This window comes from Thalassotalea piscium, from assembly GCF_030295935.1.
GTDB lineage: Bacteria > Pseudomonadota > Gammaproteobacteria > Enterobacterales > Alteromonadaceae > Thalassotalea_B > Thalassotalea_B piscium.
The window spans coordinates 1,059,678-1,085,846 of the sequence record NZ_AP027362.1; the positions used below are offsets into that span (position 1 = coordinate 1,059,678).

23 protein-coding genes are annotated in these 26,169 nt (G+C 37.3%); 15 read left to right on the top strand and 8 right to left on the bottom strand.

What is annotated here, in order from left to right:
- The 3 genes from recJ (at window position 1) to lysS (ending at window position 4,626) form a co-directional block, all read left to right on the top strand.
- Complete coding sequence (gene recJ, locus QUD79_RS04450; protein WP_184423795.1) at window positions 1–1,731, top strand: single-stranded-DNA-specific exonuclease RecJ; 1,731 nt, start codon at window positions 1–3, stop codon at window positions 1,729–1,731.
- Between the two features lie 109 nt (window positions 1,732–1,840).
- A protein-coding gene (prfB, locus tag QUD79_RS04455; RefSeq protein WP_184423794.1) for a peptide chain release factor 2 occupies window positions 1,841–2,939 on the top strand; the annotation gives its coding sequence in 2 pieces (ribosomal slippage) (window positions 1,841–1,915 and window positions 1,917–2,939; 1,098 coding nt in all).
- A 130-nt stretch (window positions 2,940–3,069) separates the two neighbouring features.
- A complete protein-coding gene (gene lysS / locus QUD79_RS04460; protein WP_184423793.1) occupies window positions 3,070–4,626 on the top strand; it encodes a lysine--tRNA ligase in 1,557 nt (518 codons plus the stop codon).
- Window positions 4,627–4,772: 146 nt separating this feature from the next.
- Here the strand turns inward: lysS and QUD79_RS04465 are convergent, their stop codons facing one another.
- The 6 genes from QUD79_RS04465 to QUD79_RS04490 all read right to left on the bottom strand — a co-directional run bounded on the left by QUD79_RS04465 (window position 4,773) and on the right by QUD79_RS04490 (window position 9,680).
- The gene (locus QUD79_RS04465) at window positions 4,773–4,949 is read right to left on the bottom strand and encodes a hypothetical protein (protein WP_184423792.1); all 177 of its coding nucleotides are present in this window, start codon (window positions 4,947–4,949) and stop codon (window positions 4,773–4,775) included.
- A gap of 76 nt (window positions 4,950–5,025) precedes the next feature.
- Window positions 5,026–6,642 carry an AmpG family muropeptide MFS transporter gene (locus QUD79_RS04470; protein ID WP_184423791.1) on the bottom strand — a complete coding sequence of 539 codons (1,617 nt, stop codon included), beginning with the start codon at window positions 6,640–6,642 and terminating at the stop codon, window positions 5,026–5,028.
- A 106-nt stretch (window positions 6,643–6,748) separates the two neighbouring features.
- Window positions 6,749–7,078, bottom strand: coding sequence for a hypothetical protein (locus tag QUD79_RS04475; protein WP_184423790.1), 330 nt, complete (start codon window positions 7,076–7,078; stop codon window positions 6,749–6,751).
- 262 nt (window positions 7,079–7,340) lie between these two features.
- On the bottom strand, window positions 7,341–7,922 hold the full coding sequence (locus QUD79_RS04480) for a peptidylprolyl isomerase (protein WP_184423789.1): 582 nt from the start codon (window positions 7,920–7,922) through the stop codon (window positions 7,341–7,343).
- A gap of 3 nt (window positions 7,923–7,925) precedes the next feature.
- A complete protein-coding gene (locus tag QUD79_RS04485; RefSeq protein WP_184423788.1) occupies window positions 7,926–8,501 on the bottom strand; it encodes a YajG family lipoprotein in 576 nt (191 codons plus the stop codon).
- 12 nt (window positions 8,502–8,513) lie between these two features.
- Window positions 8,514–9,680, bottom strand: a complete 1,167-nt coding sequence (locus QUD79_RS04490) for a methyltransferase (RefSeq protein WP_184423787.1) — start codon at window positions 9,678–9,680, stop codon at window positions 8,514–8,516.
- A gap of 234 nt (window positions 9,681–9,914) precedes the next feature.
- Here QUD79_RS04490 and bolA point away from each other — a divergent pair, with 234 nt between their 5' ends.
- The 11 genes from bolA (at window position 9,915) to nqrM (ending at window position 19,513) form a co-directional block, all read left to right on the top strand.
- A complete protein-coding gene (gene bolA, locus QUD79_RS04495; RefSeq protein WP_184423786.1) occupies window positions 9,915–10,244 on the top strand; it encodes a transcriptional regulator BolA in 330 nt (109 codons plus the stop codon).
- A gap of 105 nt (window positions 10,245–10,349) precedes the next feature.
- A complete protein-coding gene (gene fabV / locus QUD79_RS04500) occupies window positions 10,350–11,543 on the top strand; it encodes an enoyl-ACP reductase FabV (RefSeq protein WP_184423785.1) in 1,194 nt (397 codons plus the stop codon).
- Window positions 11,544–11,962: 419 nt separating this feature from the next.
- Window positions 11,963–13,300: a Na(+)-translocating NADH-quinone reductase subunit A gene (locus tag QUD79_RS04505; protein WP_184423784.1), complete on the top strand. Its 1,338-nt coding sequence runs from the start codon at window positions 11,963–11,965 to the stop codon at window positions 13,298–13,300.
- Between the two features lie 2 nt (window positions 13,301–13,302).
- Entirely contained in the window at window positions 13,303–14,514 is a 1,212-nt protein-coding gene (locus tag QUD79_RS04510; RefSeq protein WP_184423783.1) for an NADH:ubiquinone reductase (Na(+)-transporting) subunit B, read from the top strand.
- Window positions 14,507–15,274: a Na(+)-translocating NADH-quinone reductase subunit C gene (locus QUD79_RS04515; protein WP_184423782.1), complete on the top strand. Its 768-nt coding sequence runs from the start codon at window positions 14,507–14,509 to the stop codon at window positions 15,272–15,274. Before QUD79_RS04510 ends, QUD79_RS04515 begins: the two co-directional genes overlap by 8 nt.
- The gene (locus tag QUD79_RS04520; RefSeq protein WP_184423781.1) at window positions 15,274–15,897 is read left to right on the top strand and encodes an NADH:ubiquinone reductase (Na(+)-transporting) subunit D; all 624 of its coding nucleotides are present in this window, start codon (window positions 15,274–15,276) and stop codon (window positions 15,895–15,897) included. The genes QUD79_RS04515 and QUD79_RS04520 overlap by 1 nt, the downstream gene beginning before the upstream one ends.
- Window positions 15,898–15,900: 3 nt before the next feature.
- Window positions 15,901–16,524, top strand: a complete 624-nt coding sequence (nqrE, locus tag QUD79_RS04525; RefSeq protein WP_184423780.1) for an NADH:ubiquinone reductase (Na(+)-transporting) subunit E — start codon at window positions 15,901–15,903, stop codon at window positions 16,522–16,524.
- Window positions 16,525–16,585: 61 nt separating this feature from the next.
- Window positions 16,586–17,809: an NADH:ubiquinone reductase (Na(+)-transporting) subunit F gene (gene nqrF / locus QUD79_RS04530; protein ID WP_184423779.1), complete on the top strand. Its 1,224-nt coding sequence runs from the start codon at window positions 16,586–16,588 to the stop codon at window positions 17,807–17,809.
- A 273-nt stretch (window positions 17,810–18,082) separates the two neighbouring features.
- The gene (locus QUD79_RS04535; protein WP_184423778.1) at window positions 18,083–18,223 is read left to right on the top strand and encodes a hypothetical protein; all 141 of its coding nucleotides are present in this window, start codon (window positions 18,083–18,085) and stop codon (window positions 18,221–18,223) included.
- A 23-nt stretch (window positions 18,224–18,246) separates the two neighbouring features.
- Entirely contained in the window at window positions 18,247–19,266 is a 1,020-nt protein-coding gene (locus QUD79_RS04540) for an FAD:protein FMN transferase (protein WP_184423777.1), read from the top strand.
- A gap of 28 nt (window positions 19,267–19,294) precedes the next feature.
- Window positions 19,295–19,513 (top strand): (Na+)-NQR maturation NqrM, encoded by a 219-nt coding sequence (nqrM, locus tag QUD79_RS04545; protein WP_184423776.1) that lies wholly within the window; start codon window positions 19,295–19,297, stop codon window positions 19,511–19,513.
- 86 nt (window positions 19,514–19,599) lie between these two features.
- Here the strand turns inward: nqrM and QUD79_RS04550 are convergent, their stop codons facing one another.
- On the bottom strand, window positions 19,600–20,718 hold the full coding sequence (locus QUD79_RS04550; protein WP_184423775.1) for a HupE/UreJ family protein: 1,119 nt from the start codon (window positions 20,716–20,718) through the stop codon (window positions 19,600–19,602).
- A 156-nt stretch (window positions 20,719–20,874) separates the two neighbouring features.
- On the opposite strand from QUD79_RS04550, the gene dinB reads away from it, so the two are divergent.
- Window positions 20,875–21,945 (top strand): DNA polymerase IV, encoded by a 1,071-nt coding sequence (gene dinB, locus QUD79_RS04555; protein ID WP_184423774.1) that lies wholly within the window; start codon window positions 20,875–20,877, stop codon window positions 21,943–21,945.
- 689 nt (window positions 21,946–22,634) lie between these two features.
- Here dinB and QUD79_RS04560 read toward each other — a convergent pair.
- The gene (locus QUD79_RS04560; RefSeq protein ID WP_184423773.1) at window positions 22,635–26,138 is read right to left on the bottom strand and encodes a BACON domain-containing protein; all 3,504 of its coding nucleotides are present in this window, start codon (window positions 26,136–26,138) and stop codon (window positions 22,635–22,637) included.
- Between the last annotated feature and the right edge of the window lie 31 nt (window positions 26,139–26,169).

Sequence of the window (26,169 nt, forward strand, 5' to 3'; positions counted from 1 at the left end):
ATGCTTAAAAAAATTGTTCGTCGTAATAAAGTTCCCGATGAACATTTACCAGCAAATTTACACCCAATTCTTAAACAAGTGTACGCAAGTAGAGGCGTTAGCTCTGATATAGAGCTAACGTTAGCTACTCAGTCGCTCGCGCCTGTAGAGTCCATGAAAGGGCTTTTACAAGCCTGTGAAGTACTTTATTTGGCACTTAAGAATCAACAGCAAATTTTTATTATTGGTGATTTTGATGCCGATGGTGCTACAAGTACCGCATTAATGATGGAAGCGCTGTCTTTATTTGGTAGTAAATTTCACCAGTTTTTAGTGCCGAATCGTTTTGAGTATGGTTATGGCTTAACCGCCGAAATTGTTGATATTGCGGCGAAACAAGGTGCGAAACTATTGATTACGGTTGATAGTGGAATTAGTTGTCATGCGGGTGTGGAAAGAGCGAAAGAACTCGGCTTGCAAGTTATTGTAACTGACCATCATTTGGCAGGAAAAAATCTGCCACCAGCTGACGCTATCGTTAACCCTAATCAACCTGATTGTACGTTTGTTAGTAAGTCAATTGCAGGGGTTGGTGTAGCCTTTTATTTTTGCTTAGCGATGCGAAAATTTTTACGTGAAAAAAATTGGTTTGATGAACTTGCCATTAAAGAGCCTAATATTGCGCAATTACTTGATTTAGTGGCACTGGGTACTGTTGCAGATGTGGTGTCATTAGATGCTAATAATCGTATTTTAGTTGAGCAAGGCTTAAAGCGAATTAGGGCAGGTGTTACACGTCCAGGCATTCAAGCATTGATAGAGGTTGCAGGGAAAAACCAACAGAAACTAGTGGCAAGTGACTTTGGCTTTGCTCTTGGCCCTCGTATTAATGCGGCGGGTAGATTAGATAATATGGCTTTTGGTATTAATTGTTTACTTGCCGATAACTTAATGAATGCGCGCACAATGGCGCAAGAACTCGACAGTCTCAATAAAACTCGTAGAGAAATCGAGCAAGGCATGCAACAAGAAGCTGAAACAGTAATGAAAGATCTTAACTTTACTGAAGCTAGTATGCCACATGCATTAGCATTATTTCATCCTGAATGGCACCAAGGTGTGATCGGTATAGTTGCGGGTCGATTAAAAGAAAAGTATCACCGACCAACCATAGTATTTGCACAGTCTGAAAGTGGTGACGAGCTTAAAGGTTCAGCCCGTTCTATACCAGGATTACATATACGTGATTTGCTAGAGCATATAGATAGCCAGCACCCAGAGCTTATTATTAAGTTTGGTGGACATGCTATGGCTGCTGGATTATCTATTGATAAAGTAAACTTTGAGCTGTTTCAGCAAGCATTTATTGAGTATGCAAAGCTATGGCTAAAGCCAGAATTTCTAGAAGGAACGGTAATCTCTGATGGCGCACTGCCTTCTCAAGTAATGACGCTAGATTTTGCGCAGATGATCAGAGATGGTGGGCCTTGGGGGCAAAACTTTCCAGAACCATTGTTTGATGATGTTTTTACACTTGTACAGCAACGAATTGTTGGTGAAAAACATTTAAAAATAATGGTTGAAAAATCAGGGCAGCTTTATGATGGTATTGCTTTTAATGTAGATGTTAAGCAATGGCCAAATGCTCAAGTAAAGCAGGTTCATTTAGCTTATCGCTTAGACATAAATGAATTTAGAAATAAACTGTCTTTACAATTGATGATAGAGCATATAAGCCCAAGCTTTTTATAAACATTCAACTTAGCTAAAGTTGGCGCTATTCTATCGTTTATTTGCCTGTTTAATTACGCTACAATGCGCCTCTATTTCGCTATATTTCCAAAAAGATATAAAGCCAACGATGTTTGAAATAAATCCAGTAATTAATAAAATTAAAGAAATTCGAGAGCGTACAGAGTTACTTCGGGGGTACCTTTGACTACGATCTTAAAAGCGAACGTTTAGTTGAGGTAGAAAGAGAACTCGAATTACCCGATGTGTGGAATGAACCTGAACGCGCACAAGCGTTAGGAAAAGAGCGCTCTGCACTAGAAATAGTAGTAAACACAATTAATGAATTGAATGTGGGTTGTGAAGATATTGAAGGGCTTGTTGAGCTTGCAATTGAAGAGCAAGACGAGGAGACATTTAATGATGCACAATCAGAAGTACTTACACTCGAAAAAAGCTTAGACCAATTAGAGTTTCGTCGAATGTTTTCAGGTGAGCAAGACGCAAATAACTGCTACCTCGATATTCAATCTGGCTCTGGTGGCACCGAAGCACAAGATTGGGCTGAAATGCTAATGAGAATGTACCTTCGCTGGGGTGAAGCTCATGGTTTTAAAGTGGAAGTGTTAGAAGTTACAGATGGTGATGTTGCAGGAATTAAAGGTTGCACTATTAAGTACTCTGGGGAGTACGCTTATGGTTGGTTGCGCACCGAAACAGGTGTTCATCGATTAGTACGTAAATCTCCATTTGATTCAAGTGGACGAAGACACACTTCATTTGCATCAGCATTTATTTACCCAGAAATAGACGATAATATTGAAATTGACATTAATCCTGCTGATTTGCGCATTGATACCTACCGAGCTTCAGGAGCCGGTGGTCAGCATGTTAATAAAACTGATTCGGCAATACGCTTAACGCATATACCCACTGGCGCAGTAGTACAATGTCAGAATGATCGCTCTCAGCATAAAAACCGTGCTGCAGCGATGAAGCTATTAAAAGCTAAGCTTTATGAACTTGAAATGCAAAAGCAAAATCAAGATAAGCAAGAGTTAGAAGATGGTAAATCAGATATCGGTTGGGGCAGCCAAATCCGCTCTTACGTTTTAGATGATAGTCGAATTAAAGATTTACGTACGGGTATTGAAAATCGTAATACCCAAGCGGTTTTAGATGGTGATCTTGATAAGTTTATTGAGGCATCGCTAAAATCAGGTTTATAAGCCTAGAGGCTGTTGAACTTTCATTATAGTCTCAGCTATAAACTGAAAGACTAACAGGCCCTAATGTAGGTTTTATAATTATTTAATTTAATGTGGATTAATGAGCAAAAGCTCCTTATTTGGAAAAGAAATGACAGACCAAGTAAATCAAGACGAAAACAAATTAATTGCAGAACGTCGTAGCAAGTTAGCGCAAATTAGAGAAAATTGTCCAGCTAACGGTCACCCCAATAAATTTGACCGTAAACATTATGCTGCAGACCTACAGGCTGAGCATGGCGAAAAAGATAAAGAAACACTTGAAGCAGAAACAGCGGAGTACAGCATAGCTGGCCGTGTTATGGCTAAACGTGGTCCTTTCTTGGTACTGCAAGATATGACTGGTCGCATTCAAGCTTATGCACATAAAACAGTGCAAAAAGATATTAAAGAACGTTGGGGCACATTAGACATTGGCGACATTGTTGGTGTTACTGGTACCATGCATATGTCTGGAAAGGGTGACTTATATGTCAATATGGACAAGTATGAATTACTCACAAAGTCACTTCGTCCATTACCTGAAAAGTTTCATGGTTTATCTGATCAAGAAACTAAGTATCGCCAACGCTATGTTGATTTAATTATTAATGAAGATACACGCAATACTTTTAAAATACGTTCTAAAATTGTTGATGGTATTCGCAAGTTTTTAACTGAGCGTGACTTCATGGAAGTGGAAACGCCTATGTTGCAAACTATCCCTGGTGGTGCAACTGCTAAACCGTTCAAAACCTTTCATAATGCATTAGACATTGAAATGTTTATGCGCATTGCGCCAGAGTTGTATTTAAAGCGTTTAGTTGTTGGCGGTTTTGAGAAAGTATTTGAAATCAACCGTAACTTCCGTAACGAAGGTTTATCTAGCCGTCATAACCCTGAATTTACAATGATTGAGTTCTATCAAGCCTATGCTGATTACCATGATCTAATGAACTTAACTGAAGAAATGTTACGTACTTTAGCAGAAGATGTTATGGGTACATCAATTATTCGCAACACGGTAAAAAACACGGATGGCGAAGTAGTAGAAGAAAAACTCTATGACTTTGGTAAGCCATTTGAACGCCTATCAATGGTTGATGCTATTCTTAAATACGGCAAAGAAGCACATAGCAACGTACTAGATGAAAATATATTGCGTAACCCGGAAGCAAATTTTGATGCGCTAAAAGCGATGGCGAAACAAGTCGGCGTTAAACAAACTGAAGCGTCCAAAGTTTGGGGTGCTGGTAAATATATTTGCGAAATTTTTGAAGAAGTAGCAGAGCATTTATTGGACCAACCAACGTTTATTACTGAATATCCATGGGAAGTTTCACCGCTAGCTCGTCGGAATGATGAAAACCCATTTATTACCGACCGTTTTGAGTTTTTTGTTGGTGGTCGTGAGCTAGCTAATGGTTTCTCTGAGCTTAATGATGCGGAAGATCAGGCAGAGCGTTTTAAACGTCAGGTTGAAGAAAAAGATGCTGGCGACGATGAAGCAATGCATTTTGATGAAGATTATATTCAGGCACTTGAATATGGTTTACCACCCACAGCAGGAGAGGGCATTGGCATCGATCGTTTAGTTATGTTGTTTACTGATTCACCAACGATTAAAGACGTTATTTTATTCCCGCATATGCGACCTTTAGCTGAATAAGCTAAAGCGTACACCTTGAAGTAAAAAGTTAAAAAATAAAAGCCAATGAATATAATTCATTGGCTTTTTAATTGACTACTTAACAATTAATACCAATCGAAATACAAGTGGAGATAAAGCGTCAACACTTTACATTTAAACTGGTATTACTGATTATTAGTAACAAATAGCATTATCACGAAAAAACCAATAATAATGGTATTAAAAGCAATAATAAAAAGAAAGCCGCGCAGACCTTCTTTAAGTGTGTAGCCACGGTTGGTTAAAAACCACCACCAAATAGCACACATTATAATGGGTAATAAAAAAGACAGTCTTATCATTATATTTTCATTTATGAACCCGAGTTCATGTTTATTTATATTATTTCAATATCATAGGTTAATTAGCAATAATTTGCTAAGTATTACTTTGCTCATTTAATGCGTTTTGTTCATTAATAAGGCGGGTTAACGGGTGTCTAATTGAATATAGAAATAATAAGCTTGGTATCACCATTAACGAGGTAAGAACGAAAAACAATGCCCAGTTTCCGTCTAACCAATCAACAATAATACCTGAGTATGAGCCCAACATTACTCGGCCAAAGGTACCTAAAGAAGCCATTAAAGCATACTGGCTGGCAGTAAAGCTTTTATTACATAAAACAGAAAGTAATGCGACAAAAGCCACTGAACCCCAGGCAGAGGTGAATCCATCAACAAATACGGTTAATGCAAACAATAGGTGGTTAGGACCTACTAATGCCATTACTGAGAAGAGTAAGTTACTCGCTGACATTGCAATGCCGCCAATAAACAAACCTTTTAAAATACCGTAACGTATGGTAAAAACACTGCCAATTAACGAAAAAACAATGGTTGTAGCCCAGTTGATTAGTTTGGAGTAATAGGCGATATCTTCATTAGAAAAGCCAACTTCGCGATAAAAAACAATCGACATTCTGCCAAGATAAGCTTCACCAAGTTTAAATAAAAAGATAAATAATAAAATTGAAATGGCTAATCGAGTACCATTTCGGTCAAAAAACTCTTGTATTGGAGCTACTAAAGTCGTTAATAGCCAAGCAGTTAATTTATGTAAGTTAGTTGTTCGATTAATAGCGTTAGTTATTGCTGAATTGGTTGCTATCGATTTGTTAAGGCGAGTTAACTGTTGAACAAAAACGATAAGTAAAGTTGCCACTATTAGGGTGATAGCTGTAAATCTATAATTTTTACTTATGAATTGATCTGGCCAGTATGGGTAACCAATATTAGCATAAATAATACTAATGATTATTAACGGTAGAATTAATAAAATACCAAGCGAACGTGCACCATATTGCGGTAATGCACTTAAATATTTAGCTTCTATAATACCTTGTGCTACATCTCTATCACTTTGCGGTTCTTTAATGACAATGGCTGTTAACATTAACAGCGCCATAATACCTGCAAGCACTAAGTAGACTTCAGGCCATTCCCAATTGGGTTTACTCACAAGAATAAATGGAATGCTGCCTAGTCCTGCGTATCCTGTCCACCAACCTGCGGTTGCCATAGCGGAGCCTGCTGCCATAAAGTTTGAATTTTGCTTCGATAATGAATCTATGCGATAGGCATCAACAGCAATATCCTGAGTTGCGCCGCTGATGGCAATTATTAACCCGAAAAAGGCGAGTAAACTTAACTCGGTTATTGCATCTAATTGGCTCATTTTTAGCGTAGCTAATACTAAACAGGCTTGTGTGGCTAAAATCCAACTGCGCCTTTGTCCTACAGCATTTGTGAGCCAAGGTAATTTTATTCTATCGGCTAAAGGCGACCACAAAAAATTAATACTATAAGCAACAAATATAAGGCCAAATAAACCAATGCTTGATCGGCTTAACCCTTCATCTTTTAGCCAACCACTCATTGCAGAGCCGATCATTACCCAAGGAAAGCCGCTAGCAATACCGAAGAAAAATATAGTAAGTAATTTACGATCTTTGAAGTAACTTAAGGTTTGTTTGATTGTTTGAGTCGACGACATTGAGTTGCGATTTTATGGTTGTATATATTGCTGTTGAGACTAACAGACTTGGTAGGCCTAACAAAGTAATTTTATGTAATGACCTGTTACTCAAATAAAAGTACGATTATGGAAGCGGTCGCCAACCTACACAATCTATCGGATAGCTACCTATGCCATTGATAAAGTCTACACAGGTTGTTATCTCTGCTTTTAGAAATAAATTATGAATAAGTGCTTGAGCTCCATGTAAGCAGAGTAAGTGAATAACATGCCAAAATACTCGTTCTTTAGCACTATTGGGGGTTTCATGAACAACCTGCAGTAAAGTCCATTCTTCCATAGTATCACTTACAAACCGGTCTAATTCTGTGTAATGAATGGTTCTTTCTATTACAGCGTTAATATAGGCACTGATTTGTATAACTTTTTCATTGATAAACTGCTCAATTATCATGTTAATCCTTAAGCGAAATTGACATAAAATAAAAATGGGAAAGTATTACTACTTGCTATAATTTCAAAACAATTTGATAGATCTGCTACTCAACATGTTTTAGGTGCAATATCGTAGTTTTTTCTTATTTGTACTTTTGTCCATTGCTACTTAAGTTATCGTAGATAAATGCAATATTGTCAAAGCGATATTAGGTTAAATTATATTTAATTTTTGTAACATCTTGTAGTTGTGGTTAATTTTTTTAATAATTTATGAGCTATTAGCTCTCTGGTAATAGCGTGGCATTAATTAAAATAATAGGCTCGACAGGCACATCACTCCAAGCCATGTCTTCATTATAGTCAGTTTTAACTTTGGCCATGTCCATAATGACAGCTTCGCCTTCAATAATACTGCCAAAAACAGTATATCCCCAACGTCTGCCAGGATCTAAACTTGTGTTGTTAGCTACATTAAAGAAAAACTGGCGATTAGCTGTATGAGGGTGATTGTCTTTTGCCATCGCGATAGTGCCAATGCTATTTTTTAATCCATTGCCTGATTCATTTACAATGTTACCGTTAACTTTTTTTATATCAAAATCAGGGCTATACCCACCACCTTGAACAATAAAGTCTGCTATTACTCGATGAAATATCGTGTTGTTGTATTCACCACTAACTACATAGGTTAAAAAATTATCAACTGTTAATGGTGCTCGAGTACGGTCTAGTTCAACAATGATGGTTCCTTTAGAGGTCTCAAACTTTACTTGAGGGTATAAATTATTGGGGTCTATTGATAGTTCTTCACTGAACGAATAGCAGCTAAATAGGGTTAATAAAATGAACAGCTTTTTCATATACTATCTCATAAAGTTAATTAGTTCTGGGTCATTAATAATGTTAGTAATTAGCTTGCTTAGCTGTTGGTTAAAGTCTCGTTCTAGCACAGCAATATCGGCTTTAAATGGACCTTCACTTTTGCCTGAACTACGATAGCTTTTAGTCAATGTTTGTAAACCGTTGTCTATACTAATACTTAACTCTATTGAGTTATTTGCGTTATATTTCATCATGCTCTGGTTCACATTAATAAGCGCCTTACTAATAACAATATTTAACACGTTATTACCTGTAGGGCCAAGTTGAGCGCCAGACTTTTTAAAGGCTGAAGAGAGAGCATTATCAACTAGTTGAGCAAGTGATGACTGGCTAGTGACTAGTTCAGCTGCTTTGCCTTCTTTAATAATTTGTAGCATGTGCTGCGCAGTTCTTAAATCACCAGTATTAAGGTTAATCGATTTACCTGCAAACAGGGTATTGCTTGGTATTAATACATCGGGATTAATAACTAAGTGCTGAATACCGCTAGCGCAAGCCCCTAAGAACAACGCTAAGCTAATAATTGAAGGCCGCACCAAACGCTTTAATTTAATCATGATTTCTAGCACCTACTTTTTTATTGAAGATAAAGTAACAAACTTATTGTCGCTTGCAATCAGCGTATTGTTACCGAATAGTCGTTTCATTTTTATATGGTACCCAAGCTGTCTGTTGCCGACAATGCGTAACTCACCGTTTCTGTTTAAAACTTTGTAACTATCTTTAAACATTTGCCATGCGATATGATCAGTTACTGCGTTTTGCTGATGAAAAGGTGGGTTACAAAAAACGGCATCGACACTACTACCGTCAAAATCATTTAAGCAATCATTGGTTATAAATTGGCATTGAGCTACTAGCTCAGGGAAGTTTTTTTCAACATTCATCTTTGCTGACGCAACTGCCATATAGGATTCATCAACAAAAGTTATATGAGCTTGTGGGTGTTGGGCAAGAATGGATAAACCGACAATACCATTACCACAGCCTAAATCAATGATACGTTTATGCTGCTTAACATCTCCAAGGTTCTGAATAAAATGGCGCGCACCAATATCAAGTTTTTCACGGGCAAATACATTGGCTAAATTAAACAATTGTAAATTAGGCGATGTTACTGACCAAGAAGTAGGGCTAGGTAGCTGATGCTTCAACTGATTATTTAATTGGCAAAATACCAAACGTGCTTTTTTTACGGCTAAGGAGGTAGTGGTGGTTCCTAAGTATTTTTCAAATAGTGCTAATGTAGATTTTTGAATGTTTTTTGCTTTGTCTGCCGCAATAAAAATAACGTTTTGTGACACTGTGTTTTTAATCGTAATTAGTTGCTCTATCAATAGTGCTTTGTTTTTAGGTATTTTATACAGCACAAGAGTTGCATCATCTGGGATTGAGTCGAGACTAGTTAATAACGTAATGTTATCTTTTGATAAGTGATTTAAATCGAAATTATGTGCTAATCCTTGTTCGCTAATATATGAATCTGTTACTGAGCTTACGCGATAATCTTTAAAGTTTGCAGCTAAGGCACCAAAACTGTCGTTGTAAATAAGTAGGTGGGGAAGTTGACCATTTGAACCCAAAGAAACAAGTTGCTCTTGAACGATATAATTACATAAGTATTCGTCTGCGGCATCCCATGCTTGTAAACTACGATTTACTTGGTTGGCTGGAAAACGCTCGAGAAATAAGTTTTTACTTTCTTGGTGTTGTTCAACAATAAAAGGGCTTAGCATGGTCACTCAGTATTTTTAGGTTGCTTTAAAATTGCAATTGAATGATAAACTAAAACGTAAGTTGGCTGAACCAAGAATTAAGAAGAAGCTACTAAAACTTGTGATAAAGGTACCCGAATTGATGTTTATCACACTTTATTTCATTAGAGTGCTGCAAAGCGTGTTCTTATCCTAGTTGGTATAATACACTATAGATAAGTAAGCTAAATTATTATTAAAATTTAAGGGAAAAAAATGTCAATCAAAGCTGTTATTGAACAAAAATTACTTGCTGCATTTTCTCCGTTACACCTTGATGTAATAAATGAAAGCCATAAGCATAATGTTCCCCCTGGCAGTGAATCTCACTTTAAAGTGATTATTGTTGCACAAGAATTTGAAGACGAGCGGTTAATTAAACGTCATCGTGCGGTAAATGCCGTATTAGCTACAGAGCTCGCAGAGCATATTCATGCGTTAGCACTTCATACCTATACTGAAAAAGAGTGGCATGACTATTATGAAGCGAATACACCACTTTCACCTAATTGTTTAGGTGGCGGGAAAAACAAAGCCCGTAAGTAACATAATTAAATTTTTATTAATATTAACTGCTCGTACCTCTTATTTTTTTAAGCAGAGTAAACTATGCAGCAATTTTCTTGAAATCAATCTTTAAAAGGCGATCTTATGGTTATTAAACCTAAAATACGTGGTTTTATTTGTACAAATGCACACCCAACAGGTTGTGAGGCACATGTAAATGAGCAAATAGCTTATGTAAAAAGTCAAACACAAGCGGCAGATAAGCCTAAAAATGTATTAGTTATTGGTGCATCTACTGGTTACGGACTTGCATCACGTATTACGGCTGCATTTGGTTGTAACGCTAAAACACTAGGTGTATTTTTCGAAAAGGAGCCTACTGAAAAGAAAACAGCTTCTGCAGGTTGGTATAATACCGCAGCATTTCAAAAAGCGGCTGATGAAGCTGGGCTGTGGTCAAAAAATATTAATGGTGATGCGTTCTCACATGAATTAAAAGCAAAAGCTATTAATATTATTAAAGAAGAATTAGGGCAGGTTGATTTAATCATTTATAGCTTAGCCTCTCCGCGCCGCACTGACCCAGATACAGGTGAAGTTTACTCTTCAACACTTAAGCCAATAGGTAAAGGCGTAACAACCAAAAACTTAAACACCTCAAAGCGGATAATTGACTCAGTATCAGTTGAAGCGGCAAATGACGCTGAAATTCAAGGCACAATTAATGTTATGGGTGGCGCAGACTGGGAGTTATGGATCAAAGCATTGTCTGAAGCAGGTGTTTTAGCGCCAAACTTTAAAACTACGGCATATACTTACATTGGTAAAGAGTTAACCTGGCCAATATATGGCCACGCAACAATTGGCAGAGCAAAAGAAGATTTAGACCGAGCAGCTGCAGCAATTACAGCCTCTACTAGTGAAATTGACGGCAAAGCTTATGTTACTTCACTCAATGCTGTAGTAACTCAAGCAAGCTCAGCGATCCCAATTATGCCCCTTTATATCTCGGCGATGTTTAAAGTAATGAAAAGTGATGGGATTTATCAAGGATGTATCGAACAAATTCAAGCGCTATTTGTTGAAAACCTATATAACAGTAACCCTAGATTAGACGAAGCTGGGCGATTAAGTCAAAACTACAAAGAGTTAGATGATTCGGTGCAAGCTAGAATACAACATATTTGGGATACTGTTGATACCGATACTATAGATGAACTGACAGATTATGTTGGTTACCATAATGAGTTTTTAAACCTTTTTGGTTTTGGCTTCGATAGTGTTGATTATGAAAGAGATGTCGATCCTTTAGTCCCAATTAATAATTTAGTGGATTAATCGATTTGTTAGAATGAGATAAGAGGCTAAGGCGTGTTGATCTTTTGAGTACAAAAATGTACAGCAAAGATCAACACGCCCTAATATATTTAAATATTGGCCTTTTTATTAAATGAAAATATTGAAAGGGAAGCGTTCGGATGAAAAATCATCAAAGAGTGTTAAATAGTGATGAATCTCTTCTATCAATGTAGTGCAATAATTAAATATTGTGCTAAAATTCGCCCCAGAATATTTTTAACTTAGAGCCGGTAGTTGCTCTTTTTTCATATTTAATTTTTAAGTATTTAAAAAGATGTCTTCTGCTGAAATACACTGAAATCAAATACTTTATTATATCTTGCTTATTCTACTGATTTATCAGTGGTTTAGGTGGTTTGATAAGTTTTGATACTCCCGTCAAAGTAGTGCAAGTGTTTATGATTACAATAAAAAAAGGTCTGGATGTTCCTGTTAGTGGCGCTCCCCAGCAGGTAATCCATGATGGTTCTGCCATCAAAACTGTTGCAACACTAGGTGAAGAGTTTGTGGGAATGCGACCGACTATGTTTGTTAAAGTAGGCGATCGTGTTAAAAAAGGTCAGGCAATTTTTGAAGACAAAAAGAACCCTGGCGTTATATTCACAGCTCAAGCAGCCGGTGTGGTAACTGAAATTAACCGTGGTGAACGACGTATTTTGCAATCTGTTGTTATTGAAATAGATGGCAATGAGCAAGAAACGTTTACTAGCTATCCTGCTAATGAATTATCATCATTATCTCGCGATATAGTTGTTGATAATCTTGTTAAATCTGGATTATGGACTGCGTTACGCACTCGTCCTTTCAGTAGAACCCCTGCAATTGATTCTACTCCGTCTGCGATTTTTATAAGCGCTATGGACACGAATCCTTTAGCAGCTGATCCTGAAGTTATTATTAGCGAACAAAGCGAAGCATTCCAAAATGGTTTAACGGTATTAAGCCGTTTAACTGAAGGTGAAGTTTTTGTTTCAAAAGCACCAGGGGCTAATATTCCGGTTGCAGCTAATGCAGTAGTAACCGAGTTTGCAGGTAAGCATCCAGCAGGTTTGGTTGGTACTCACATTCACTTTTTAAAGCCAGCAAGCGCTACGCGTTCAGTTTGGCATTTAAATTATCAAGATGTGATCGCATTTGGTAAGTTCTTTACTACCGGTGAAATAGATAACACACGTGTTGTTTCACTTGCTGGTCCAGCGGCATCAAAACCGCGTTTAGTGCGAACTCTACTTGGCGCCAATATCAGTGATTTAATTGATGGCGAAGTAACTGAAGGCGAAGTACGTGCGGTTTCTGGCTCGTTATTAAATGGCCAAACAGCAAAAAATGTTCACAGTTATTTAGGCCGCTTTCACATGCAAGTAAGTCTTTTACTTGAAGGGCGTGATAAAAACTTTATTGGATACTTTTACCCAGGACCTAATATGTTCTCGGTAACACGAGCTTATATGTCTCACTTGTTCCCAAGTAAGTTATTCAATATGACGACTACTACCAATGGTAGTTCACGAGCTATGGTGCCAATTGGCAACTACGAACGTGTTATGCCATTAGATATTTTACCTACCATGTTCTTGCGTGATTTAGCTGCCGGTGATACCGATAGTGCACAATTACTTGGTGCCTTAGAGCTTGACGAAGAAGATTTAGCCTTATGTACATTTGTTTGCCCAGGTAAAACAGATTTCGGCATATTACTTCGTGATTGCCTAACCATAATTGAGAAGGAAGGTTAGTCATGGGCTTGAAAAAGTTTATTGAAGATATTGAGCCACATTTTGAAAAAGGTGGCAAACATGAGAAGTGGTTTGCTTTATATGAAGCAGTTGCTACGGGTCTATTTACTCCTGGTTATGTGACTAAGGGTAAAACACATATTCGAGACAGTATTGACTTGAAACGTATCATGATCACTGTGTGGTTAGCGGTATTTCCAGCAATGTTTTTTGGTATGTACAACATTGGTTTTCAAGCAACAGAAGCTTTAGCGTTAAATTATGCTTTACCTGATACATGGCAGGTTGCATTATTTACAATGCTAGGTGGTGAACTTACAGCAACTTCCGGCTGGTTTACTATGATGCTATACGGTGCTTGTTTCTTTATACCTATCTATGCCACTACCTTTATAGTTGGTGGTTTTTGGGAAGTGTTATTTGCTAGTGTTCGCAAACATGAAGTCAACGAAGGCTTCTTCGTTTCTTCAATTTTATTTGCGTTAATACTGCCAGCTGCCATTCCGTTATGGCAAGTCGCTATCGGTATTACTTTTGGTGTGGTAGTTGCTAAAGAGATATTTGGCGGTACAGGTAAAAACTTCTTAAACCCAGCATTAGCAGGGCGAGCATTTTTGTTCTTTGCCTACCCAGCTCAAATCTCTGGTGATTCAGTTTGGGTTGCTGTTGATGGTTTCTCTGGTGCAACAGCATTAGCGCAAGGTGCATTGGCTGTTCCTGGTACAATGGATTTTAGCATGAGTGCTGACTGGTGGAACGCTTTCTGGGGCTTTATTCCTGGTTCAATAGGCGAAGTGTCAACTGCTGCTATTCTACTCGGTGGTGCTTATATTCTTTATAAGGGTATAGCGTCTTGGCGTATCGTCTTAGGTGTGTTTGCAGGCATGGTGGTTACTTCAATGCTATTTAACGCAATTGGTAGTGACACAAATGCAATGTTCGCCATGCCTTGGTATTGGCATTTAGTTGTTGGTGGTTTTGCTTTCGGTATGATGTTTATGGCTACAGACCCTGTGTCTGCGTCATTTACAAATACTGGGAAATACTGGTTTGGTGCCCTCGTAGGTATTATGGTGGTACTAGTACGTGTAGTTAACCCTGCATTCCCTGAAGGTATGATGCTAGCAATTTTATTTGCTAACTTATTCGCCCCGTTGTTTGACTACTTTGTAGTGCAAAGCAACATCAAACGGAGGCTTGCTCGTAATGTCTAGTAATAAAGAATCATTTGGCAAAACAGTTGGTTTTGTTTTTGTAGTCTGTTTGGTTTGTGCGGCATTAGTTTCTTTTTCTGCCGTCATGCTAAAAGATAAGCAAGTAGCTAATAAGTTATTAGATCAACAAACAAAAATATTGGAAGCTGCAGAACTTTTAGACGTTGCAGGTAAAGATATCGTGGGTACTTTTAACAAGCTAGTTGAAGCGAAGATGATCGATCTTGATAGTGGCGAATATATTGAAGGTGACCCATTATTATTTGATGAACGTCGTAACGCACGTGACCCAGCTAAATCAGAAAAGGTAGAAGATGATATCGCGGGTATTAATCGCCGTTCTCACACTGCTGTTGTTTACCTTGTTCACAATGAAGCGGGTAAAGTTCAAACGGTAGTGTTACCTATTGTTGGCTCAGGCTTATGGGACCTAATGTACGGTTATGTAGGCTTAGAAGCTGATTTAAATACAGTTAGAAGCGTTGTTTATTCTGATCATAAGGAAACTCCAGGCTTAGGGGCCGAAGTAATGAACCCTAAGTGGAAAGCATTATGGCCGGGTAAAAAAATGTTTGATGAGCAAGGTGATGTTGCGATAAAAGTAGTTAAAGGTGGCGCTAAAAAAGGTGATGAGCATGCAGTTGATGCTTTATCGGGTGCAACATTAACGAGTCGCGGTGTTGAATACACATTACATTTTTGGTTAGGTGACGAAGGGTATGGTCCTTTCATTGCTAAAAATCGTGGAGGGCTAAACTAATGTCTTCAGATGCGAAAAAAGTATTAATAAGTCCTATTGTTGACAATAACCCGATCGCACTTCAAGTGTTGGGTATTTGTTCGGCACTTGCTGTAACAAGTTCAATGGCAAATGCCATTGTAATGAGTGTAGCGGTTATTTTGGTAACAGCATTTTCTAACTTGTTTATATCAATTATCCGTAACCATATACCTTCTAGCGTACGTATTATCGTGCAAATGGCAATTATTGCTTCGTTGGTAATTGTGGTTGACCAAGTCCTTAAGGCATTTTCTTATCAATTATCGAAAGAGTTGTCAGTATTTGTTGGTTTAATTATTACTAACTGTATTGTTATGGGACGTGCGGAAGCATTTGCCATGAAAGAGAAACCAGGCTTAAGCTTTTTAGATGGTATTGGTAATGGTTTAGGTTACGGCTTTATTTTAGTGACTGTAGCATTTTTCCGTGAATTACTTGGCTTTGGTACATTATTTGGATATGAAATATTACCATTAATTCAAAATGATGGCTGGTACCAAGCGAACGGATTATTGGTTTTACCCTTTAGCTCTTTCTTCATTATTGGTTTAATCATCTGGGCTATACGCCAGTGGAAACCTGCGCAAGTAGAGAAGGATTAAGTCATGGAACATTATATTAGTATATTTATTAAAACGATATTCATTGAAAACTTAGCGTTATCTTTTTTCTTGGGTATGTGTACTTTCTTAGCGGTATCTAAAAAAGTTAGTACTGCTATAGGCTTAGGTGTTGCAGTTATTGTAGTACTTGGTATTTCGGTTCCAGTAAACCAAATCATTTATCAATCAGTGCTGGCACCGGGTGCACTAGATGGTCTTTTGGGTATTACAGATCCGAAAGAGTCAATAGACTTAAGTTTCTTAGGTTTTATTACTTACATCGGTGTAATTGCTGCGTTAGTACAAATACTAGAAATGGTATTAGATAAATACTTCCCTGCACTTTATCAAGCATTAGGCATTTTCTTGCCACTTATCACTGTAAACTGTGCAATTTTTGGCGCCGTATCATTTATGGTAGCTAAAAACTTAACATTCGGTGAATCAGTGGTTTATGGCCTTGGCTCTGGTGTTGGTTGGGCGCTTGCTATTGTGTTACTAGCAGGGCTGCGCGAGAAGATGAAATATTCTGACGTGCCAGACGGCTTGAAAGGTTTGGGTATTACGTTTATTACTGCAGGATTGATGGCTTTTGGCTTTCTTTCTTTCGGTGGTATTTCGTTATAATAAGATTAACGTAGAAGATACGATTTAGTATCTTCTCAAAAGAAGTGCAAAGGATAAGTCGATGGAAATAATTCTCGGCGTAGGAATGTTCACCGCTATTGTATTAATTTTGGTATTAGTGATTCTATTCGCTAAATCAAAATTAGTGGCAGAGGGTGACGTAACTATCTCAATTAATGGCGACCCTGAAAAGTCAGTTGTGACATCTGCAGGCGGTAAATTATTAGGCGCACTTGCTGATAAAGGTATTTTTATCCCTTCAGCATGTGGCGGCGGTGGTACTTGTGGTCAGTGTCGTGTACACGTTCATTCTGGTGGTGGAGATATTTTACCAACTGAAGTGGGTCATATTACTAAACGCGAAGCTAAAGAAGGTTGTCGTTTATCATGTCAAGTTGCTGTTAAGCAAGACATGGATATTGAAATAGAAGATGAAATCTTTGGTGTTCAACAATGGGAGTGTGAAGTTATCTCTAACGATAACAAAGCGACTTTCATTAAAGAATTGAAACTAAAGATTCCTGATGGTGAATCTGTACCGTTCCGTGCAGGTGGCTATATTCAAATTGAAGCACCAGCATACGATATTAAATATAAAGATTTCGATATTGATGAAAAATATCGTGGCGATTGGAATCATTTTGGTTTCTTCGATGTTGAATCAAAAGTTGATGAGCCAACATTGCGTGCATACTCGATGGCTAACTATCCTTTGGAAGAAGGTATAATTATGCTTAACGTACGTATTGCAACACCACCTCCTGGAAAGCTTCACTTACCAGCAGGTAAGATGTCTTCGTACATATTTAGTTTAAAACCAGGTGATAAAGTTACTATTTCTGGTCCATTTGGTGAGTTTTTTGCTAAAGATACAGATGCTGAAATGGTCTTTATTGGTGGTGGTGCAGGTATGGCACCAATGCGTTCACATATCTTTGATCAATTAAACCGCCTTCACTCTAAGCGTAAAATGAGCTTTTGGTATGGAGCACGTTCGTTACGCGAAATGTTCTATGAAGATGATTACAATATGCTTGCCGCTGAAAATGATAATTTTGAATGGCATGTAGCATTATCTGATCCTCAACCAGAAGATAACTGGGACGGTTTAACTGGCTTTATTCATAATGTTCTTTTTGAGCAATATCTTAAAGACCATGAAGCGCCAGAAGATTGTGAATATTACATGTGTGGTCCACCAATGATGAATGCTGCGGTAATACATATGTTGAAAGAGTTAGGTGTAGAAGAAGAAAACATCTTACTTGATGATTTTGGTGGGTAATTGTTAATTTAAATTGCATGTTAAATATTGCTCAAAGGTTGTAGTGTCTATCGAGTAAAATAGGTAGTGCACTTTGGACATGACTAGTATTTAAAAGGCAACGATAAATAAACTAATTATTTACAGATAAAAGGTGACTTAGGTCACCTTTTATTTATCTAAGCAACTTATACCAATCTCACTAATTATCTGATCATTTCTACTGGTTAAAACAATCAACTACTGCGTTATTTATTTTATAATTATCGCTACAAGGATGTAGCTTATGTGGTTATGTGGGCAATGCTGGAGCATAATTGCCCTGAACAACTAGTTATGAAAATAAATGCCTTGTATTTGACTGTTTTCACTGCGTATAAAATAGATCACTTATTTAGTGAAGCTGGTATTATTAGCAATAGGTTGCTTAGATAAATAAATTTTTAGGGTGTATTAGAATGAACCAATTAAAGTTGCTGATCGTAACGCTTCTTTTTCTGGCATTGTCGGGATGCTTTCCAAGTAATAATACGACGAAGCAGGAGGTGTTGCTGCATGGTAAAACTATGGGGACGACTTACAATATTAAAGTGATTGTCGATCATAATTCAGTCGACACAAAATACTTACAGCAGCATATTGATAAGTCGCTAAAACAACTAAATCAAGAAATGTCTACTTATATAGCTGATTCTGAGCTTTCACGATTTAATTCATCAACATCCTTAGAGCCTGTTGAAATATCAAAAGGGCTAGCTCGTGTTATAAGCGAAGCTTTCCGTATTGGTAAAATAAGTGGTGGTAAGCTTGATGTAACGGTCGGCCCTTTAGTTAACCTTTGGGGGTTTGGTCCAGAATATCGTCCAGAAACTGTACCATCAGATGACGAAATAGCAGAAGCTCGCTTACGTGTAGGGTTAGAAAAATTATCGTTAGAAGGTAATTTATTGAGTAAATCAAGTCCAGACTTATACGTTGACCTTTCTACTATTGCTAAAGGCTACGGTGTTGATATTGTTGCTGAGTTAATTGAACAAAATGGTATTAATGATTACTTGGTAGAAATAGGCGGAGAGATGCGCTTAAAAGGCTTTAAGCACACCGGAGAGCTTTGGCATGTTGCGATTGAGAAACCCGTAAGTACAGATCGTGTTGTACAGCAAATTATTGTGCCTAAAAATAATGCGGTAGCGACATCTGGTGACTACCGTAATTATTATGAAGTTGATGGTAAACGATTCTCCCACATTATAGATCCTGACACTGGGAAGCCTATTAACCATAAACTGGTTTCTATTACCGTTATTCACCCTTCCTCGATGACTGCAGACGGTTTATCTACTGCGATGATGGTAATGGGTGAAGAAAAAGCACTCGCTTTTGCAGAGCAGCATGAGCTAGCCGTTTATATGATCTTGAAAACAGAAAGTGGCTTTGTTGAACAAAGCACTGTAAAATTCATGCAGTACTTAAAGTAATTGTCGGTATTTAATATAAAGGTTTAAGATGACTATTTTCTTATTAACACTAGGTTTTTTCTTAGTGATCGCAGTTGCAATGGCAATTGGCTATATTATTCAAAATAAAACGCTTGCAGGTAGTTGTGGTGGTTTAGGCTCATTAGGCATAGAAAAAGCCTGTGACTGCGATAACCCTTGCGAAAAACGTCAAGAAAGAGAGCGTTTAGCGGCTGAGAAAGAACGAATAAGTATTAAAAATATTTAACCCTAGCGTTTGTGGGTAAACTTATAAATATAAAGCCGCTAACTAGCGGCTTTATTAATTGTGCAAATTAATATAAATAATAACAGCTAAATAATGCGTTCAATAAACCAATATAAACCAACGATAGCGATTAATAAACTTAATGGCAAAACGATACGTTTATGATACCAGTCTTTTTTATAAAACCAGCCAAGTAAGGCAAAAGCGACAAGTACAACGCTAAGCTGTCCTATTTCAACACCAATATTAAAGGCAACTAAGCTAGTAACAAACTGCTCTTTTTGTAAGCCAAGTGCTAGTAATACAGAAGCAAAGCCAAGACCGTGTAATAGCCCAAAAGCAAAAATTAAAGGTAAACGCCATCGACTTATTTGTTGCTGATAAATATTTTCAACGGCCACGTAAGCGATAGATAAGGCAATTAAAGGCTCAACAATATTGCTTGGTAGATTAATGACATTGTAAATGCCTAAAGCCAAGGTAATGGTATGAGCAAGGGTAAACACACTTATTTGCCAAAGTAGTGTTGAGGTTTTTCGTGCTAATAAAAAAAGTGCTAATACAAAGAGAATATGATCTAAGCCTTTAGGCACAATGTGAACATAGCCTTGATACAAATATTGCATAAAAGTCTCTAACCTATTTATCTTTATAGCATTATTAGCTATATCGTTTATTGCTATTTTCGCACTAAGGCTATTCATCGTTACAAGATCCTTACTGGGCTTAGCAACAGTGAGTACAACATTACCTAATTCAGGTGCAAAACGAACAGCTAGGTGCTTAGTTGCAGGAGGTATAGTGCCTGTTGAAGATAGTGAAAAAGTATAAGTATTATATGCTGTTAACATTGATTTAAACTCGGCCACGCTAAGGCCTGAGAATACATTTAAAGCCATTTTATTATCATCAAAGTAAATGTAACTATTTTGTTGAATTGACTGTCTAATTTTATCAAGTAATCGCTTTAACTCTATTAACGATAATGCTGAAAGTTTATTGATTAGCGCTGCATCGCTCCCTTGGTAATTGAGCGTGTCTTTTGCCAGATGAAAGGTATCTACCTCAATGATTAACTGGTATTGATGATCTGGCAGGATATTCAGTTGGGCATTTATGTTGTCTAGTGTATGAGCTTGTAAATTAACGGTAACTAATACCAATAATAAATATAACCAACGAAATAAATAATAATTTTTAAACATAAGAGTTAAGCTCGTTTGGATCTGTTGAACTTTGTGTTTAGAGGCTAATACAAATTAACTGATCGCACGAGTAAAGTGAAGTTATCTTTAGCATTGATCTTTGTAATTATAAAGGTAAACTGTATTTATATACAGTTTATTTCCGTTGCTATTATTATGAGTGCATTACGTAAAATAATACATGTAGATATGGATGCTTTTTATGTTTCTGTTGAAATTAGAGATAAGCCTGAATTAGCACAAAAACCAGTCGCAGTTGGGGGTAAAGCTAACTCGAGAGGGGTATTGTCTACCTGTAACTATATCGCACGAAAATATGGTGTTCGTTCAGCTATGCCCAACAGTGTGGCATTGAGAAAGTGCCCTGATCTTATTATTTTACCTGGGCGCATGGAAGTATATAAGTCTATAAGCGCCCAGCTCCGATCTATTTTCTTAAGATATACTGATAAGATAGAGCCTCTTTCTCTTGATGAAGCTTATCTTGATGTAACTCATTGCACGTTATTTAATGGTTCTGCAACCTTAATTGCTCAAGATATTAGGCATTCTATATTTACTGAGCTTAACTTAACCGCTTCGGCAGGTATTGCTCCAGTTAAGTTTTTGGCTAAGGTTGCTTCTGATCTAAATAAGCCAAATGGTCAGTTTGTTATTACACCTAACGACATTTCCGATTTTATTAAAAATATGCCACTGAACAAAATACCGGGTGTAGGAAAAGTTACTTTTGAAAAGCTCAAAGCTAATGGCTTTGAGACAGGTAAAGATATCATTAAAGCGCAAGAGCACGTATTAGTAAGCCAGTTTGGAAGACTAGGAGTGTCGTTATGGCAAAAGTGCCATGGTATTGATAATCGAGAAGTAGAGGTAACAAGAGTACGAAAATCGGTAGGGGTAGAGCGTACCTTTGCACAAGATGTTTGTGACTTTGAACAGTTAAGTCAATTTATGCATACAACATTAATACCTGAACTTAAAAGGCGCGCAAATGGTTATATTAATACAAGAGAAATTAGTAAATTAGGTGTAAAAGTAAAGTTTAAAGACTTTCAGCAAACCACCAAAGAATTTAAATTTCAACATTATGATAGCGACATTTTTACGGCGTTATTGAAAGAAGCGATTAGTAGAGGTAATGGCAAAGCAGTTAGGCTTTTAGGGGTTCATATTGGTTTGGGCGATGAAACTAAAGAGCTACAGCAAATAGCGTTTGAACTTGGCTAATAACATCACTTGAGTGTTATGCCGTCAGAAATAATAGGGTTGCTAATCTTTTGTAGTTCGGTATTTTTGCCGTCAAATGTCATGGTTGTTGAAAGTCTGAGTTACAAAACATCTTTGATGGGCTAAAGCCCAACCTACAAAGTAAGTATATTGTAGGTCGGCGTTTACGCCGTCAAAACAAAACATGCTTATCAATCAACTTAACATATCGTAATACTTGATGGGCTTATGGGCAATTACTCCTGCATTACCGTACTACCGTCATCTTTGATGGGCTAAAGCCCAACCTACAAAAATAGTTCTTCTAAAAACTGTAGGTCGGCGTTTACGCCGTCAAAACAAAACATGCTTATCAATCAACTTAACATACCGTAATACTTGATGGGCTTATGGGCAATTACTCCTGCATTACCGTACTACCGTCATCTTTGATGGGCTAAAGCCCAACCTACAAAAATAGTTCTTCTAAAAACTGTAGGTCGGCGTTTACGCCGTCAAAACAAAACATGCTTATCAATCAACTTAACATACCGTAATACTTGATGGGCTTATCGACAATTGCTCCTGCATTACCGTACTACCGTCATCCGTGACAGCAAAGTCCACCCGTAAAAACAGTAATTATCTATCTGTCTAATTAACACTAAAAGGCTAATAATTTAGCCCTCTAGGTGTTATTACATTTGATATTATTGCTTGGTGAAGTCCATCACTAACTTCTCACCATCAAAGTGGATTAAACGGTGGTAAGTGGGCGAGATCAGTACGTTATTTGAGCCTGCACTATACGCTGAAAAATCGACCTGTTGTTGCTGACTATCGTACTGTGTAAGGGTGTGTGCTTCACCATAACCGTTGATAAAGGTTTTACGATATACATAGCTGTTGTCAGCACTGTCGGTATGCACTTTTATGGTTGAAATGGTTTGTGAGGAAGGTAAAACTCCATTTCTAACGTAGCCATTATTGGTATAACTTGACCACTCAGTAGCTGAGTTTGCGCTATATAATTCTATACCATTATTACTCGTTGTTATATTAGGCAAACCATAAACTAAGTAATTTACATCTGGTGATGCAGTTACTACTGTTGAACTAATGGTATTAGTTGCAAAAACGTTCACTTTTAATGCACTCTCAATGATAGATGCATTGTTTTGGTTATATGCTAACAAGTGGTTGTTATTAGGTATCTTGTGCATAGTTGTAGTGAAAAATGCTTCCGCTGTATTCCAAGACTGTACGGTTAATGCCATATTGGCATATTCCATTGCTTGGGTTATAACAATTGCCTTACCATCAATTATGGCTATTTTTTCTGGTAGGTAGCTTATATCTATCTGTTCACTATCAAGTTCGTTAATTGAAAAACTATCAAGGTTAACTTGATAATGATTAACGCGTTGTTGCTCTTTTTCTTCATCATCAAGGTAAGTTTCGATATTAGCAGCCAACAGAAGTGAGCCATTAGGGTGGATCACTAAATTAATTAAATCTAAACCTTCGAGTGGCGAAGCAATAGTGGTTACTTTACTACCATCAATTAAATTATACACATCAATGTTATCGAATTGTGCTACATAAATGTATGGGCGTAATGGGTCTAAGGCAAAGCCATCTTGATTAGGAGTTACATCAGAAACACTTATCTCCGATTGTTGTGTAGTATCGTAATTACCTTTAGTAAAACTAACTGAAATTAACCCTTCAACGCTTTCATCAAGTGAGGTAGGTGTTAACTTAATTTCTGCATAGTGTGTACCATTTGCTGCCAAGTTAGGGTCTACGGTTACTGTTAGGGTATTATTAATACTATCTTCGTTGAGCATTAACCAATTTACATTGGTTGTTGCTTGCCACGCTACATTAGTTGCCTTATTCGTATTCACTTTTACTGTTTGTGATAATAACGAACGGTCAACTTGTTGATCAAAGCTTAGTGTAGGGTAATTGGCAAATAGCCTCACTTCATCAATTGCTAGCTCTACTACTATCTCGATATTATTACCAGTATCGGGGTCAACTATAGTGACAACGCCAGTATATAAACCCCAGCCTGAGATTAGGCTAGTATCAATTGCGAGTGTTAAGCTTTCTTGTTCATCAATGGTAGTTTGGGTTAACGATAACCAGTTTACACTACTTGTAGCAAACCACTGTGAACCTATATTATTTAGTGTGATTGTTTGTTCACTTATATTGCTATCACCAAATGTACCAACGAATTCAAGATTATTATTAGAAACAGTTATAGTTTCTAAGGCGACAAGCTCTACTTGATTATTAGCTTGAATAACCAATTGCTTATTGTCTTGGGTTATTGCAACTGCTTGCGGCACTTGACCATTAGTAATAATAGTATTTAATGGATTAGCTTGTTGACTATAAATATCCACAATAATGCCTGTTACAGGATCAAAGCGAGTAAATGCTATATTGCCATGTTTATCTTTATTAACCGCTAAAGTTGTATTGCCTTCTGTTTGTGTTAATAAGCCATTATCTGTATAGCTTTCATCTTCAATCGTTATCCATTCACTGGTCGCACTGTTAAGAAAAATTGCAGCCTCATTATCACTAACAATGAAGTTTGCAATCGTACCATTTTCAGGTAATGACTCAGGGCGATACTCGGTTGTTATTTTGGGAATAATTTTATTTGTAGTAAAGTCATTGACTCTAGCGGTGATTTTTTTAAATGTTGAATTAGCACCATCTAACGCATAAAGTGCATCTGTTTCACTTGCTTGGTCAACACTAATAGCATTAAATGCGTTAGCGCTATCCCAATATAAGCGGTTTAAGTTTTCATCAGCAAACTCTAATGCTTGTGTTACAACAAAATGACGGCCAGCAAAGGTTACAAAAGTTAAAGGCTCATACTCCGTCGTACTATCAATTAACTCTGTTACGCTATCATCGACTAAATTAATTTTAAAGCGATGTGTTGTTGTAGTGCTTGTGTCATCAGTGGTTGTAGTAACAGCGGCTTTGGCTAATAAGGTTTTACCGTTAGGGTGAAGAATTAGTTGTTCTAGTAAACTATCAACAGGAGAAACGGTAACTGTGTTTATTAACTCACCGGTATATTGATGGTAAGTGTGCAATTCATTTTTTACTGCAACATAAAAGTATGGCTTATTAATTGCCGAAATTAATGCATTATTATTAACGGGTAAGTCACTAATTACGGTGTTTTCAACAATCAAGTCGCTATTAAATAATGAGACTGGAATTTCAGCACTAATGATTGCTGGGTTTTCAATCGCTGACACAGTGATTAAAGCATTGTTAAATTCGTCATTGGGGATTTTAGTCTGATCAACAGAAATATTAAGCGTATTGGTATCTGATTTAGAGACGATTAACCATGATTGATCACTGCTTGCCTGCCATTGTACGGCTTCGATGCTATTCGTATTAATTTTTAAGCTTTGTGTTAACGCTTTAACGTTAAGCGCTTGAGTAAACGCTACGGATGGTTGGCTTGCTACTAAATATAAATTATCAATACCTAATTCAACCGGAATGTTATCGACATCACCACTAGCATTTTCAGTGATTATTATATTTCCTTGGTATAATTCAGGCTGATCAAGCTCAATAATTGTAGGCGTAATTGTAAGGGTTGTTTCACCATCGATTGTTTCTGCTTCAACAGTTAACCAATCAACATCAGTACCAAAGTTCCAGTTTGCACTGTCTATAGATAACTCGATAGTTTGGCTGTCTATTGATGTTTCACCCAAAGTAGCACTAAAGCTTAATAATTTAGCAATTAATAATGAAACATCAATATCATGATGAACTAAGGCTGCATTTTGAACGTCGCCGGTAGATAAACGTAGTGTGGTTTGATAAAGGTTTTGCTGATAGTTACTTACATTAGCTAATTCAACAATAACGTTCGCAGTGGTATCTGTTAATTTTTCAGTACGAAAGTTTAGCCAAGGTACAGGTTGGCTGTTTGGCGCATAGCCAATAAGAAGACCGTCGCCACTGTAGTTAACAGCAATTGAAAACGATTGGGTTGGTTCGGCTAATTCTTCATGTGTGAAATTAATCCGACTGACATCTGCGGATATTGAATAACCAGCTTTTGGATCAGGTGTATCACTACCGCATGCTTGTATAGTGATCGCTAGTATTATCAAGACGCAAAAACGATAAAGGTGGCTTAACATTTCCTTCATACTGTTCCCTGTTTTTATTGATTGTTTGTCG